The sequence below is a fragment of the Pseudomonas sp. BIOMIG1BAC genome (assembly GCF_001705995.2).
Classification (GTDB): Bacteria; Pseudomonadota; Gammaproteobacteria; order Pseudomonadales; family Pseudomonadaceae; genus Aquipseudomonas; species Aquipseudomonas sessilinigenes.
In genome coordinates this window covers 5,976,084-5,989,104 of record NZ_CP049045.1, presented here as the reverse complement: position 1 = coordinate 5,989,104, position 13,021 = coordinate 5,976,084, and the positions used below count along the sequence as shown (strand labels likewise).

The following is a 13,021-nucleotide window of genomic DNA, read 5'->3' as shown; positions in this document are numbered from 1 at the left end:
TCTCCTTAATGATGGAGACAAGACGGATGAAACGAATGCTTGCGTGGTTGTATGGGCCGCTGTTCTTTGGTGGTTTCATCGGCACCGGTGTCTGGTGGATGGGTAGCGCGGGCGGCTCGGCAGCAGGCCTGCTCTGGCTATTCCTGGCGGCCCTTGGCGTGTCCTTCCTGGCCGAATGGGGTTTGCCCTATGAGCCCGTCTGGAACCGCTCCCACGGGGACCGGTTGCGTGACTGCCTGCACGCCGTGGTCAACGAGGGGTTGAATGCCCTTGGCCTGCTGGCGCTGCCGGGGCTGGCGATGCTGCTGGCCCATGAGGGCTTGTGGCCCCGGGACTGGCCGCTCTGGGGGCAGTTGTTGCTCGCGGTTACCGTCGCCGACTGCGGGATCACCCTGGCGCACTACGCCAGTCACCGTTGGGCCTGGCTCTGGCGCCTGCATGCGGTGCACCACAGCGTGCAACGCATGTATGGCTTCAACGGCTTGCTCAAGCATCCTTTGCACCAGTTGCTCGAGGCTTCGGCGGGGCTGTTGCCGCTGCTGGTGCTGGGTATCCCGCTGCCGGTGGCGCAATTGCTGGCACTGGCCATCGGTGTCCAGTTGCTGTTGCAGCACTCCAATGTCGACATGCGCCTTGGTGTGCTGCGCCTGGTGTTCGCCTGGGCTCCGGTGCATCGCTTTCATCACATGAAGTACGGTCGTGCCGGGGATGTGAACTTCGGTCTGTTCTTCAACCTGTGGGACGGGTTGTTAGGTACCGCTTTCTATCGACATGACTATCAGATGCGCCCGGGGGATCTGGGCATCGGCAGCCGTCCGGATTATCCGGCGAACTACTGGGGGCAATTGCTCGAGCCTTTCAAGGCCCAGCGCTACAGCGCCGAGCCCAAGGTGCCACAGGCCTTGCGCCGGCAGGTCAAGCCAGCAAACGCGTCTTCAGGGTCTTGAGAGCCTGGCCCGCGGTGATGCCGAACAAGGCCTTCAGCGTCCGGGAAAAGTGCGCGGCGTCGGCGAAGCCGGCGTCGTGGGCGGCCTGGGTCATGGGCATGCCTTGCAGCATCAGGGCCATGGCCAGGCGCAGGCGCCGCCAGAGCACCAGGCGCCGAACCGGCAGGCCCACGTCTCGGGCGAACAAGCGCTCCAGCTGGCTCAGGGAGACGTTGGCCTGGACCGCTAGCTGTGCCGCCGCGACTTTGCCATCCAGGGACGCGTCCAGTGCCTGTAGTGCGCGTTCGACACGCTGGTCGGCCATGGGCTGGCGTCGGCAAGTGCGCAGCGCTGCTTCCAGGTCGGGCAGCGTTGGCGTTACATCGCACATGCTCTGGTGCAGGTCCCGGGCATCGATCGACAGCGGTTCGGCATAGACGGTGAAGGCTGCTTCGGGAGCCTGGACGATGGCGTGGCGGCACAAGGCCTCGATCAACAGGTAGTGACCGCTGCGCCGTACGCCGTCCAGTTCCACGGTAACCGGCTGCCCGGGGGCGATGATCAGTTGGTGGGCGTAATGGGCATGGGCCGTGGTAGGCCCCATGTGCCCATGGACCAGGCCGAAGTCACGGCCCAGCCAGAGTTCGCCGTTCCAGCGCGAGGCAGGCATTCAGTAGCCGCTGGCCTCCAGCAACCGGGTGACGCTGGTGCCGGCCGGACGCTGGAAGTACTTGAGCAACTGGTCGCTACGGTTGGTGAAAATGCCATCGACCCCGGCGCCGATGACTTTCTGGAAGTCCACCGGTTCGTCGACGGTATAGACATGGACCAGCAAGCCCTGCTCGTGGGTGTACTGGTTCATCCAGGGTTGTACCAGGTCGGCGTAGCTCTGGTCGCCGCCAGCCGTGAGTGCGGCGGAAGGGCCAGTGCCAACGGCGCCCTGGGCCTTGGCGAAATCTACCCAGCGCTTGAACTCGGCCTGGTCCCGGGGTTGCTGGCGGGCATAGAAGGCGGCCTTGTCGGTTTCGCCGCTGCCGGCGAAGCTCTGCCCGGAGGCTGGCTCGATGCTGCCAGGCGCAAGCCACAGCAACAGCACCTTGGGTACCTGGGGCATTTCCTTGTGGAGCAGTTCCAGGCTGTGTTTGTCGAAGGTTTGCAGGACCACCTTGCCCTTGCCTTGGCCCACAGCCAGATCGCTCTTGGCCAGGGTCGACCCGGCCGGGCTCAGCCAGCCGCGGTCCTGGAGCTGTGCCTTGAGGTCATGCTCGATGCCTGGAAACAGCTGGGGTTCCTTGGTCTCGATGTAGAGCCCGGGCTTGTGCGCCGTGCTGCCCTGGGCGATGTCGATGATTTCATCCAGGGTGAGGATCTGCAGGCCGGCGAAGCCAGGCCGGGCGCGATCGGGGTGGGCCTGGTTGAACCAACTGCCGGCATCCAGGGTTTTCAGCTCGGCCATGGTGAAGGCATTGGCCGGGCTGTCCTTGCGCTCGGGGAACTTGCGCGCCACATCGGTGGTGCGTTGCAGGTTGTTGTCGTGCAGGGCGAACAGCACGCCATCCTTGCTGCGCTGCAAGTCCATCTCCAGGTAATCGGCTCCCAGGTCCCGGGCCAGCTTGTAGGAGGCGGCGGTGGACTCGGGGGCATCGAAGGAGGCGCCGCGGTGGGCAATTACCGCTGGCCGGGGAATACCCTGGCGGGCCGCCAGGGCTTCGGGGTCAGGTTGTTCGGCGGCCTGGGCCAGGCCGCAGGCGAGCATCAGGCCCAGCATCAGGGCGCTGGGGGTGAAGGTTGCTGGCATGCTCGAAATCCTTTCGTGGGGGCGGGTGCAGGGGGTTATCTTTTAGCAACTCAATGACGCTTGTGCTATCGCCAGAGCGACATGTATCGCTCTGATTCGCATCTTTCACGGTTTTTCCCGGCGCTTTGCAGTAATCTTGGGCGCCGCAGTTTCCCCATCAGAGGGAAGCCTGAGAACATCGCTTTCCTTGCCTCGCGTGTAGACCATCGATCACCAGCCCTGTGGCATCCACAGCGAGGTTTACCATGAGCATCACTTCCGAACTCATCTGCCAGGCCGCCGACCAGCTCAAGGGCTTTGTCGGCCTCAATCGCAAGACCGGTCGCTACATCGTGCGTTTCAGCGAAGACTCCTTCGGCATGGATGTGGCCGATGACGCGATAGTCCCGGCCAGTGAATTCGTCTGGGCACGGGTGTCCGACGAAGCCATGAGCCTGCGGCGCGAACAGATCCAGTTGCTGCTGGACCAGAACATCGACGATCGGATCAACATCAGCGAACCGTTGCGGGTGTACATGCGCCGCAGCGACCTGCCGGAAATCCAGGCCGTGCGCAGCCTGCTGCCGGGCGGCCAGGGCTGATCCGCCACCCACTCCCGGACCTTCTCGACGAAGGCCGGGAGCGCTCTCACTCACCGAAGCTGTAGGCCCGCTCGACCTTGCTGATCCGGGTATGGAATTGCCGGTACCAATGGCTGCGGCCACGTTCGCGGATGGTGCTGTGCTCGGCGTGCTGCTTCCAGCCCAGGATCGCCTCCTCACTGCTCCAGTAGGACACGGTGATACCAAAACCGTCCACGCCGCGTGCCGATTCCACCCCAAGAAACCCCGGCTGCTGGCGAGCCAGCGCCAGCATGCGCTCGGCCGCCTGGTCGTAGGCGGGATCGGCTTCACCGCGCTGGGAGCTGAAGATCACCGCGTAGTAGGGTGGGGCAGGTGTGCCAGCGCTCATGGCTGCACCTCCAGGCAAGCCTGGAGCAGGGCTCGGGCCAGTGGCGGAGTGTGGCCCAACAGTGCGGCTCGTTCGGGTTGGAACAGTGTGGCGACGAAGAATGGATGATCGTCGAGTTCCACGGCGCGCAAGTCTCCCTGGCTGTCGTGGCCGGTAGGGCGCAGGGCACCGCTGAACAGGGCGCTGGCGAACTCCGGGTTGACACCGTAGCGGCAGTGATAGCCCTCCTCGATACTCTGGCTGCCATAGGCTTTGGAGATCCGGCTGTCGGCGTGCAGTTGGATCAGATTGCGGGTTTCCACCAAGGCGCAACTGAGCAGGGACAACACTGCGCGTTCGGCTTGCGGCGCGGTTTCGGCATGTTCGGCATCGGCCCAGCCCAGTACATTGCGGGCATATTCCAGCAGCGCATGCTGGAAACCACCGCAGGTGCCGAGAAAGGGCAGCTGGCGTTGCCGGGCGATACGGATCGCCATCAGAGCCCCGTCCATGTTGCGGTAGGGGCTGCCGGGCACGCACCAGACGCCATCGAAGCCCTCCAGGCTTTTTTCGTCTTGCAGCCGCTCAGTGGCTAGCCACTGATAGTCCAGATCGGCTCCTACTTCGCTGGCCGCGTGTTGCAAGGCCAGGGGCAATGCCTGGTGCGCGATGATCCGAGGATCGTGATCTCCCACCAGGGCGATGCGAATCTTCGGCGTTTGGGGGTGTGGGGGCATGGGGACTCCTGTTGCGCATGGGCTTGTGGCGGGGTGATGGCCACTATAGATTGGCGTTCACGCAATCAATATTGGCGTTACCCCAATTGATCAGTGCATCAGCGCAATATCAGCTGGACTATCCCGACCTGGCCCTGGTGCTGGCCCTGGTTCGTGGCGGCTCCCTGGCCCGTGCGGCGGCCTTGCTCAAGGTGGATGTCTCGACGGTGTTTCGTGCCGTACGTCGGCTTGAGGCAGGGCTCGGCCAGCAACTGTTCGACAAGAGCCGCGCCGGGTATCTGCCCACCAGCCTGGCCCTGACCCTGGCCCAGCAGGCCGAGGCCGCGGAACAGGCCCTGGAGGCGGCACGGGTGGGCGTGGCCCAGGGAGGGGAAGTGATCAGCGGCACGGTACGGCTGACCTGCACCGACTCGGTGTTGCAGAGCCTGCTGCTACCGGCTTTGGCGCGGTTCATGCCGAACTATCCGGCGCTGGTCATCGAACTGTGCACATCCAATGACTTTGCCAATCTCAACCGGCGCGATGCCGATATCGCCGTGCGCCTGACTGCCACGCCGCCCGAACACCTGGTGGGGCGCTGCCTGGGGGCGGTGTCCTATCGGTTGTATGCCAGTTCGGAGTATCGGCAGCGCGTGGATTGCAGCGATCTGGCACAGGTGGCCTGGATTGCACCGGATGATTTTCTACCCGATCACCCGTCCGTGGCCTGGCGCCGCCAGCAGTGGCCGGGGGTGCAACCGGCCTATCGCTGCAACAGCATGCTGACGGTCGCTGAGCTGGTGCGAGCTGGGCTTGGGGTTGCGGCGCTGCCGGACTTTCTCATTGGCGAGGGGAACCTGGTGCCATTGAGCGAACCCTTGGGGCAGGAGACCGCCCTGTGGTTGCTGACCCGGCCGGATTGCCGGGCCCTGCGCTCGGTGGTCACGCTGTTCGATGAACTGGCGCGCCATCTGCATTGGGCCTGATGACCTGGCCCCGAACTAGCTCTTGCGTACGAAGTGCTCATGCATCTCGCTGGTGAGGTTCTCGATGCGTTCGGTCAGTTGCTTGGTCATCTCTGTCAGGCGGGTGTTCTGCTCCAGTAACTCCAGGAGCTGCGTGGTGGTCTGGGCGGCCTGGGCCTGGCGTTCGCTGTTGGCAACGGCCAGGGCCTCGCGGTGCTGGGCATCGGCGTCGGCCTGGGCCTTGTCCCGTGCGGCCTGGCGAGTCTGGGCCAGGAGGATCAGGGGTGCGGCATAGGCCGATTGCAGGCTGAATGCCAGGTTCAGGAGGATGAAGGGGTAGACATCGAACTGGGTGAGCCCGCTGAGGTTCAGGGCGACCCAGGCCAACACCACCAACGTCTGTGCGCCGAGGAAGGTGGGCGTACCGAAAAACCGGGCGAAGGCTTCGGCCTTCAAGGCAAAGCTGTCAGTACCGAAGGTCGGTGCCAGGTGGGCATGGGCACGATGAAAACGCAGGTGGTCGGTGTTCGGGGTGGGGGTATCCGGGGTATCGCTGGAACGCATGATGGCCTCCGCCAGGCTCTGGAACGTCGGGCCACTATAGCCCTCCAGGCCGCTCCCGACGCCACTATCGACGCCGGGAAAGCCTTGCCTCAGAGCGCGCCGCGCTCCGTGGCGAAGGTGCTTACCGCGTCCACGGCCTCGCTGGCGCCGTTGCGAATCTCCAGGATCGCGGTGCCGGCCTGGTCGGCCAGTTGCACGCCCTTGGCTGCCCGTTCCCGGGTGCTATCCATGCTCTTGATAGCCTGCAGGGTCTCGTTCTGGATCATGTCGATCATGCTGGAGATTTCCGCTGTCGAGCCGCTGGTGCGTGCAGCCAGTTGGCGAACTTCATCGGCGACTACGGCGAAGCCACGTCCCTGTTCGCCGGCCCGGGCGGCTTCGATGGCGGCGTTGAGGGCCAGCAGGTTGGTCTGGTCGGCAATGGCCCGGATGGTGTTGACGATGGCGGTGATCTGCTCCGAGCGCTCACCGAGCCGGGCGATCTGCGAGGAGGAGTCTTCGATGTTACTGGCGATCTGGCGCATTTCGTTGGCGGCCTCCTGGATCACGCCGGTGCCTTGCTCGGCGACTTTGCGGGTCTGGACCGAGATGTGGTAGGCCTGGGCTGCGCTCTGGGCGTCGCGCTCATGTTTTTCCACCTGCTCGGTGACGTCGGCGGCGTACTTGACCACTTTGCACAGGCGCCCGGCGGCGTCGTAGACCGGGTTGTAATTGGCTTCCAGCCACAGGGTCCGGCCGAGCTTGTCGATACGCTCGAAGCGGCCATTGAAGAATTGGCCCTTGTTCAAGCGGTTCCAGAAGTCCTGGTAGCTGCTGCTATTGGCCAGTTCCGGTTTGCAGAACAGGCGGTGATGCTTGCCCTTGATCTCGGCCAGGTTGTAGCCCATGCGACTGAGAAAGTTGGCGTTGGCATCGAGGATGGTGCCATCGAGATTGAACTCGATCACGGCCATGGCCCGGTCGATGGCGTCCAGCTTGTTCCGCGCCTCGACTTCTTCCTGGATCCTGGCGGTCACATCCAGAGCGTACTTGATCACTTTGTAGACCTTGCCGGACTCATCACGAATGGGGTTGTAGCTGGCCTCCAGCCACAGGCTCCGGCCATCGCTGGCGACGCGTTCGAAGGTGCCGGATTCGAAATGGCCGTCCTTCAGGCGTGACCACAACTTCTGATAGTCACTGCTGCGGGCGTATTCGGGGGGGCAGAACATCCGGTGAGACTGGCCCAGGACCTGGTCGTCGCGGTATCCCAGGACCTTGAGGAAGTTGTCGTTGGCCCGCAGTACGGAGCCGTTGATATCGAACTCGATCACGGCCATGGAGCGTTCGATGGCTCCCAGCATGCGCGATTGTTCGGCGATGGTCCGGTTGAGGGCATCGATGGTCTTGGCGTGGCGATTGAATAGCATGTTGGCTGGTGCTCTGTGGGAGAAACGTTGCGTCGATCCCTATGGAGTGCGCCTGCAGGCCGAATGCTCTCTGACATCCGACACTATCTGCTCAATGCCAGCGTTCCATGGCTGGCAGAAAAACTCGCAGCGATGAAGCAGACGGTGCTTAGGGCGGGCACCGTGGCTGCATCAGCGGCTGGGTGCCGGCTGCGAGTCGATTTAGTTGGGGTTTGGGCTACTGCAGTGCTGTACAGGAACGGCAGGCACTGTGGCAAAGTGGCGGCATTATGATGGCAGTTGTCCCTAAAAATCCAAATAAACTTATACAAAAATATTCTTACTTCCTTTTTGTATAAGTTTTCTAGCCTCTTATGCCATTTGTGCTTGCACGAGATGTTCCATGTCGTCGTTGCTGGCGATGCGGTTGCGCCCACAGTGTTTGGCCTGGTACAGGGCCTGGTCGGCGGCATGGAGCCAGCTCGAAGGATCAAGGTAGGCCGGCCTGAAGGCGGCGAGGCCGATGCTCAGGCTGACTTGCAATTCCGCTACCTGTGGATGTCGATACTGGTTGAACACCCGGCGCAGGCGTTCCATGACCTCCAGGGCCTGTTGATGGCTCATGCGTGGCAGGATCACACAGAACTCGTCGCCGCCGTAACGGCCGGCCAGATCGTCATGACGCAGGTTGCGTCGCAGCTCATTACTCAGGTGGCGCAATACCGAATCTCCCACGATATGGCCGTAGGTGTCGTTAATGGCCTTGAAGTGGTCGATATCGATGAGGGCGATGCTGGCTTCGATCTGGCGCTGCTGGCACTTATGGAACTTGATGTGCAGCAGGTCTTTCCAGGAGCCGTGGTTGAGCAGGCCGGTGAGGCTGTCGGTGCGACTCAGGGCGCTCAGGGCCCGCTTGTGTTCGTGCAGCTTGATCGCCAGGCGATAGCAGACCATACCCACCGCTAGCGGATAGAGGGTCAGCATGGGTAGGCAGGCGTAGATTTGCAGTGCGCTGATCTGGGTGTTGAAACTGGCTCCAAGCAGGGCCCAGGACAGCAGTATTCCGCCGCACTGGACCAGACCGCCACGGATAAACAGTCGCAGGCCGCCTGCCGCCACGTTATTCATGGCCATCATCGACAAGATGGTGACTGTCGGTAGTGGATTGAACTGCATGGTCGCTGCCCAGAATCCGCCGAGCAGCGAGTCGTAGAGCATGTTGCGTCGCTCTGCCTGGTAGGGAAAGGCTGAGCGCGTGGAGAGTTGGCAAGCCAGATGCGGCCAAAGCAGGCCGTGGAACAGCAGCAGGGCCCATACCCAAGCGGGGAGTGGTAGGGGATAGATTGTGGCGCAGACACTGATGCTGCCGATTCCGAGGCCGATGATCCTTGGCCAGTAGATGCGTCGGGCGAATGAAAGGCCCTTGCCGCGTTGGTTTTCCATGATTGCTGCACCAGTTCTTGTAGTGAAACGCGTTGTTACGTTTCTGCGGCTTTTCCGTTTATCGGATCACTCTGATGAATATTGTCATTTATTCCAGTAGGAATAATCAGTGTCCTTCGAAGCCATTTCATCGTGTTCAAGAGCTGGAGAGCCGTGCGGGGTACGTTTGGTTTCAGGCCTGGTAGTGGTTGAGGAACATGTCCAGGGCCGATTCGATGACCCGGGTTTGCATATCCGCGGTCAGGGGCGGTTGGCCCAGGCTGATCTGGGGCCAGAAGGCGAAGCTCTTGATAAGGCCGTGCATCTGCTGGGCGGCGAACTCCACATCCAGCGACTTGAGTTGGCCATCGGCCAGGGCGGCGCGAATCCATGCGGCCAGGCCTTCTTCCCGTTCACCCAGGCGCGCCACCATGTCCTGCGCTCGTTGCGGTGAATGGATGGCGGCGGCTATGGCCACCCGGGCGAGGTCCAGAAAATTCTCATCGGCTAGCAATCGCAGCTTGGCCCGCAATAGTTGTTCCAGCTGTTCGCGCAAGGGGACGTTGCTACGGTAGGTGATTTCCGCCTGTGCGCTGATACTGGCCCAGAGCTTGTGCAGGATCTCGGCGAACAGCTCCTCCTTGCTCGGAAAGTGGTTGTATACCGTGCGTTTGGAGACCCCGGCCGTGGCGGCGATCTTGTCCATGCTGGTGAGGTCGAAACCATTGGCACGGAACTCGTTGATCGCTGCCTGGATGATGGCTTTGCGCTTGAGGTCGGTGAGGCGCTTCGGAGCTGTCATAAATTGGGTTCAGTCAGGGTGGGCGGTGAAAGCACTCGGCAGTCTACTTCGTCTTAATCTTGTTGCAATGCAGAAACTACACTGTGTAGTGTAGTTCGTCTTCGGAGCAACGATGGCCGGCTGATGTTTGCTGGCCTGGGCCGATGAATCGTTTCGCAGAGCAACCTCGGAACCTAGTCACGTTCCATGGAGTCGTTGAGTGATGGCCACTGTCTCGTCCAGCGTCACCCCTGTTTCCCGTCAGGAAACTTCTCGCCAGGAGCAGGGGGCCTTTCGTAACCATGCCCCTGTGCGTCGCGCCGGCTTTGGCAAGACGCTGCAGATATTCTGGAACATGTTGTTCCACAAACCCCGCAATACTCGCCCGGCTGGGTCCATTCCGGTCCACTCCCTGACCCGCGAGCAACTGCTGAAAGCGCCTGATCACAGCGTTTATCGCCTTGGGCATTCCACGGTGTTGCTGAAAATGCGCGGAAAATTCTGGATTACCGATCCGGTGTTCGCCGAGCGTGCTTCGCCCTTTCAGTGGGCTGGTCCCAAGCGCTTTCATCAACCGCCCATCAGCCTGGAGGCGTTGCCTGAAATCGAGGCGGTAATCCTGTCCCATGACCATTACGACCATTTGGATCATCAGGCAGTACTGGCTCTGGCAAGCAAGACCCGGCATTTCCTTGCCCCGTTGGGAGTGGGTGACACCTTGATCAAATGGGGAGTGCCTGCCGCCAAGGTGCGGCAGTTGGACTGGTGGCAGGGGTGTGAAATCGATGGCATCTGCTTTATCGCTACGCCATCTCAGCACTTTTCCGGGCGTGGCCTGTTCGATGGCAACCACACTTTGTGGGCATCGTGGGTCATGATCGATGGATTGACGAGAATCTTCTTCAGTGGCGACACCGGCTACTTCGATGGCTTCAAGCGTATCGGCCAGCAGTATGGACCCTTCGATCTGACTCTGATGGAAACGGGGGCCTATAACGTTGAATGGCCCCATGTGCACATGCAACCAGAGCAAACCCTACAGGCCCATATCGACCTGCGAGGCCGTTGGTTGCTACCGATCCACAATGGCACCTTCGACCTGGCCATGCATGCCTGGCATGAGCCGTTCGACCGTATCCTGTCCTTGGCCTGGGAGCGCAGCGTCAATATCACCACCCCGCAGATGGGGCAGGCGTTCAGCCTGACGCAACCCGATAGAGGCACAGCGTGGTGGCTGGAGGTGGATGGGACGCTGGAACAGCAGGAAGGGGCATCCGCCTGATTCGATACGTCTGGTACACCCGGCGCCCCTCTGGGTAAGACTGGCCAGGACAGGGATTATTCGATCATGGCGTAGTCTGGACGTTCCATGGGGTTGGGGGTTGCACCCTTGATGTTCATGCCACGGCCGGGGGTAAAACCTGGGAAAAATACCAGGCCCTGGCCTTCGAGGCAGAACGCCAGAGCCAGGCGCGTCACATCACGGACTTCGTAGCCGGCTTCGAAACGCTGGATAGCTTGTATCGAAACCGTGGATTCACGAGATAGACGCTCCATGTCCCAGTCCAGCATGTCACGTGCCTGGGCACAGTGTTGTGGGGTGAACTGATAGAGCGCGATACGTTCCAGGGTGATTTTCATCGCTAAAGACGCCATGGCTTTCTCCGGAAGGTCGATTCGTTGGAATTACTGTATGTATATACAGTAATTGGATTTCCAGATCAAACTCGACTGTGGATGCTCTATGGCCCTTGGTCGTGGGGCCTTACCTGGCGTTTGGCTCCAGCTGATTCAGGTAGGTGGTCGGAGACTGTCCAAGTACCCGACGGAACATGGTGGAGAATGCGCCAGGGCTGTCGTAGCCGAAATCCAGGGCGATTCGTGTCACGCTCTCTGCCGCTGCCAGGCGTGCAAGGGCCTGGACCACACAGGCCTGCTGTCGCCATTGGGTGAAGCTCATTCCTGTCTGCTGGCGGAATCCTCGATTGAATGTACGCAGGCTGACATGCAACTGGTCTGCCCAATGCTGTGGGGATTGATGGATGTCGGGGTGTGCGAGAAAGGCCTGGCACAGTTGCAGCAGGGGGCGAGCAGCCGGAAGCGGGATGTGCAGGGGCAGTGGAGGGCACCGTTGCAGTTCGAGCAATAACAGTTCGATCAGCAGCCCATCGCGCCCTTGCCGATCGTATTCAAGTGGGATCTCTACCGCCTCCAGCAGCAATTGACGCAACAGCGGCGAGACCCGGATCACCTGGCAGCCGCTGTTGCCCAGCGGAGCCGCATCAGGCTCGATGTACAGGCTGCGGGTGCTGACCCCGAGCATCAGCACTTCGTGCTCCACTTCGGGTGGTATCCATACCGCTCGCTGGGGAGGCACTACCCAGTTCCCCTGGTCGGTACCCACTTGCATGACGCCGGTGGCTCCATATAGCAGCTGCGCCCGCCGATGGCGGTGGCGTGGCAGACGTTGGCCATCGGCGTAATCGGTGCCAATGGCCAGCACCGGGCGTGGTGTCTGGTCCAGTTGGTCGACAGGAATATTGCGCATTCCGAGACGTTCCATAGTTGGCGTAAACGCCAACATTATTGGCCGACTTGCTAAAGTCGGCCAAGCGCCTGCGTTCTATCGTCTGGGTATTCCTTGGCTGATGGATGCTGCTCGATGTTCTATCTACTGCTGGCACTTTTTGGTTGCATGACAGGCATCAGTGCCGTGTTGTTCGGTTTCGGCGGGGGCTTCGTGGTGGTGCCACTGTTGTACTGGATGTTGCTGGCGAGCCAGGGCAGCGGTTCCGCGGCGGGGCAGGCGGCCATGCATATTGCCGTGGCCACCTCCACTTGCGTGATGATAGTCAACGCATTGGTTGCCAGCCGCCGACACCAGCGCGCCGGCAATCTCATCCGGCATTACCTGTGGCCACTGGGCGGGTACATTGGCCTGGGGGCGGTGTTTGGTGCGGCAGCGGCCATGTGGGTCAGTGGCGAGGTGATCCGCTACGCATTCATCGCTTATTTGGCAATCACCATTGCCGATTGCCTGCTGCGGCGTGGCTTTCTCGACCAGGCAGGTGGGCAGGAGGCACGTCGGCTGGGGGGCGGAGAAACCATGTTTGGTGGTGTCGGCATAGGCGTTATCGCCACCTTTCTCGGGGTGGGTGGCAGTGTGATGACGGTGCCGCTGCTACGTCGTTGCGGCCTTACCATGACCCAGGCCACTTCCATGGCCAACCCCTTGAGTGTGCCAGTGGCGTTGGCGGGTACAACTACCTACATGCTGCTGGCGGGGTTCAGTCGCTTCGACCTGGGGCCCTGGTTCGTCGGGTATGTCGACTTGCTGGCGTTTTCGGTGCTGACACTGGGGTCACTGTTGGGTATTCGCCTGGCTACGCCTTGGATCGGCCGCATCCCGGACCAGGTGCATGCGCGGGTGTATATCGGATTACTGTTGCTGGTGCTGCTGAGCATGTGCCTGAAGTGACTGGCGCGTCACGCTCGATGGCTCGATTGTGTTGGGAGGGCAGTTCATAATTG

General features: G+C 61.5%; 15 protein-coding genes. 5 read left to right on the top strand and 10 right to left on the bottom strand.

Annotation, left to right across the window (positions count from 1 at the left end; genetic code table 11):
• The first annotated feature begins 26 nt into the window (after nt 1-26).
• On the top strand, nt 27-947 hold the full coding sequence (locus tag ATY02_RS27655) for a sterol desaturase family protein (protein ID WP_068579479.1): 921 nt from the start codon (nt 27-29) through the stop codon (nt 945-947).
• Here ATY02_RS27655 and ATY02_RS27650 read toward each other — a convergent pair.
• Both ATY02_RS27650 and ATY02_RS27645 read right to left on the bottom strand, forming a co-directional pair.
• The gene (locus ATY02_RS27650; RefSeq protein WP_068579476.1) at nt 916-1,596 is read right to left on the bottom strand and encodes an AraC family transcriptional regulator; all 681 of its coding nucleotides are present in this window, start codon (nt 1,594-1,596) and stop codon (nt 916-918) included. The two genes, ATY02_RS27655 and ATY02_RS27650, sit on opposite strands and share 32 nt — an antisense overlap.
• Nucleotides 1,597-2,724, bottom strand: coding sequence for a glycerophosphodiester phosphodiesterase (locus ATY02_RS27645; protein ID WP_068579472.1), 1,128 nt, complete (start codon nt 2,722-2,724; stop codon nt 1,597-1,599). It lies immediately after the preceding gene.
• A gap of 245 nt (nt 2,725-2,969) precedes the next feature.
• Here ATY02_RS27645 and ATY02_RS27640 point away from each other — a divergent pair, with 245 nt between their 5' ends.
• Nucleotides 2,970-3,305 (top strand): DUF2025 family protein, encoded by a 336-nt coding sequence (locus ATY02_RS27640; protein WP_068579467.1) that lies wholly within the window; start codon nt 2,970-2,972, stop codon nt 3,303-3,305.
• A 46-nt stretch (nt 3,306-3,351) separates the two neighbouring features.
• On the opposite strand, the gene ATY02_RS27635 is transcribed toward ATY02_RS27640, so the two are convergent.
• Together ATY02_RS27635 and ATY02_RS27630 are read right to left on the bottom strand one after the other, a co-directional pair.
• Entirely contained in the window at nt 3,352-3,675 is a 324-nt protein-coding gene (locus tag ATY02_RS27635) for an antibiotic biosynthesis monooxygenase family protein (RefSeq protein WP_068579464.1), read from the bottom strand.
• Nucleotides 3,672-4,391 carry a CTP synthase gene (locus tag ATY02_RS27630; RefSeq protein WP_068579461.1) on the bottom strand — a complete coding sequence of 240 codons (720 nt, stop codon included), beginning with the start codon at nt 4,389-4,391 and terminating at the stop codon, nt 3,672-3,674. The genes ATY02_RS27635 and ATY02_RS27630 overlap by 4 nt, the downstream gene beginning before the upstream one ends.
• Before the next feature lie 17 nt (nt 4,392-4,408).
• Between ATY02_RS27630 and ATY02_RS27625 the strand changes: the two genes are divergently transcribed.
• Nucleotides 4,409-5,356, top strand: coding sequence for a LysR family transcriptional regulator (locus tag ATY02_RS27625; protein WP_176719796.1), 948 nt, complete (start codon nt 4,409-4,411; stop codon nt 5,354-5,356).
• A gap of 15 nt (nt 5,357-5,371) precedes the next feature.
• Here ATY02_RS27625 and ATY02_RS27620 read toward each other — a convergent pair whose 3' ends face one another.
• From ATY02_RS27620 to ATY02_RS27605, 4 genes are all read right to left on the bottom strand, one after another.
• Nucleotides 5,372-5,899 carry a DUF1003 domain-containing protein gene (locus ATY02_RS27620; RefSeq protein WP_068579456.1) on the bottom strand — a complete coding sequence of 176 codons (528 nt, stop codon included), beginning with the start codon at nt 5,897-5,899 and terminating at the stop codon, nt 5,372-5,374.
• Between the two features lie 89 nt (nt 5,900-5,988).
• Nucleotides 5,989-7,308, bottom strand: a complete 1,320-nt coding sequence (locus tag ATY02_RS27615; protein WP_068579452.1) for a methyl-accepting chemotaxis protein — start codon at nt 7,306-7,308, stop codon at nt 5,989-5,991.
• Nucleotides 7,309-7,659: 351 nt separating this feature from the next.
• Nucleotides 7,660-8,730 carry a diguanylate cyclase gene (locus tag ATY02_RS27610; protein ID WP_068579449.1) on the bottom strand — a complete coding sequence of 357 codons (1,071 nt, stop codon included), beginning with the start codon at nt 8,728-8,730 and terminating at the stop codon, nt 7,660-7,662.
• Nucleotides 8,731-8,902: 172 nt separating this feature from the next.
• On the bottom strand, nt 8,903-9,511 hold the full coding sequence (locus tag ATY02_RS27605; RefSeq protein ID WP_068579448.1) for a TetR/AcrR family transcriptional regulator: 609 nt from the start codon (nt 9,509-9,511) through the stop codon (nt 8,903-8,905).
• A 202-nt stretch (nt 9,512-9,713) separates the two neighbouring features.
• Between ATY02_RS27605 and ATY02_RS27600 the strand changes: the two genes are divergently transcribed.
• Nucleotides 9,714-10,772, top strand: a complete 1,059-nt coding sequence (locus ATY02_RS27600; protein ID WP_068579445.1) for an MBL fold metallo-hydrolase — start codon at nt 9,714-9,716, stop codon at nt 10,770-10,772.
• Nucleotides 10,773-10,828: 56 nt separating this feature from the next.
• On the opposite strand, the gene ATY02_RS27595 is transcribed toward ATY02_RS27600, so the two are convergent.
• Together ATY02_RS27595 and ATY02_RS27590 are read right to left on the bottom strand one after the other, a co-directional pair.
• Nucleotides 10,829-11,146 (bottom strand): transcriptional regulator, encoded by a 318-nt coding sequence (locus tag ATY02_RS27595; protein WP_068579442.1) that lies wholly within the window; start codon nt 11,144-11,146, stop codon nt 10,829-10,831.
• Nucleotides 11,147-11,255: 109 nt separating this feature from the next.
• On the bottom strand, nt 11,256-12,038 hold the full coding sequence (locus tag ATY02_RS27590) for an AraC family transcriptional regulator (RefSeq protein WP_068579439.1): 783 nt from the start codon (nt 12,036-12,038) through the stop codon (nt 11,256-11,258).
• 114 nt (nt 12,039-12,152) lie between these two features.
• On the opposite strand from ATY02_RS27590, the gene ATY02_RS27585 reads away from it, so the two are divergent.
• Nucleotides 12,153-12,968: a sulfite exporter TauE/SafE family protein gene (locus ATY02_RS27585; RefSeq protein ID WP_068579434.1), complete on the top strand. Its 816-nt coding sequence runs from the start codon at nt 12,153-12,155 to the stop codon at nt 12,966-12,968.
• Nucleotides 12,969-13,021: the final 53 nt, after the last annotated feature.

Coding starts and splice junctions, on each gene's coding strand:
- ATY02_RS27640 (WP_068579467.1), top strand. CDS start 2,970: ATGAGCATCACTTCCGAACTCATCTGCCAGGCCGCCGACCAGCTCAAG.
- ATY02_RS27615 (WP_068579452.1), bottom strand. CDS start 7,308: ATGCTATTCAATCGCCACGCCAAGACCATCGATGCCCTCAACCGGACC.
- ATY02_RS27595 (WP_068579442.1), bottom strand. CDS start 11,146: ATGGCGTCTTTAGCGATGAAAATCACCCTGGAACGTATCGCGCTCTAT.
- ATY02_RS27655 (WP_068579479.1), top strand. CDS start 27: ATGAAACGAATGCTTGCGTGGTTGTATGGGCCGCTGTTCTTTGGTGGT.
- ATY02_RS27600 (WP_068579445.1), top strand. CDS start 9,714: ATGGCCACTGTCTCGTCCAGCGTCACCCCTGTTTCCCGTCAGGAAACT.
- ATY02_RS27585 (WP_068579434.1), top strand. CDS start 12,153: ATGTTCTATCTACTGCTGGCACTTTTTGGTTGCATGACAGGCATCAGT.
- ATY02_RS27645 (WP_068579472.1), bottom strand. CDS start 2,724: ATGCCAGCAACCTTCACCCCCAGCGCCCTGATGCTGGGCCTGATGCTC.
- ATY02_RS27635 (WP_068579464.1), bottom strand. CDS start 3,675: ATGAGCGCTGGCACACCTGCCCCACCCTACTACGCGGTGATCTTCAGC.
- ATY02_RS27650 (WP_068579476.1), bottom strand. CDS start 1,596: ATGCCTGCCTCGCGCTGGAACGGCGAACTCTGGCTGGGCCGTGACTTC.
- ATY02_RS27620 (WP_068579456.1), bottom strand. CDS start 5,899: ATGCGTTCCAGCGATACCCCGGATACCCCCACCCCGAACACCGACCAC.
- ATY02_RS27590 (WP_068579439.1), bottom strand. CDS start 12,038: ATGCGCAATATTCCTGTCGACCAACTGGACCAGACACCACGCCCGGTG.
- ATY02_RS27610 (WP_068579449.1), bottom strand. CDS start 8,730: ATGGAAAACCAACGCGGCAAGGGCCTTTCATTCGCCCGACGCATCTAC.
- ATY02_RS27625 (WP_176719796.1), top strand. CDS start 4,409: ATGGGCTTGTGGCGGGGTGATGGCCACTATAGATTGGCGTTCACGCAA.
- ATY02_RS27630 (WP_068579461.1), bottom strand. CDS start 4,391: ATGCCCCCACACCCCCAAACGCCGAAGATTCGCATCGCCCTGGTGGGA.
- ATY02_RS27605 (WP_068579448.1), bottom strand. CDS start 9,511: ATGACAGCTCCGAAGCGCCTCACCGACCTCAAGCGCAAAGCCATCATC.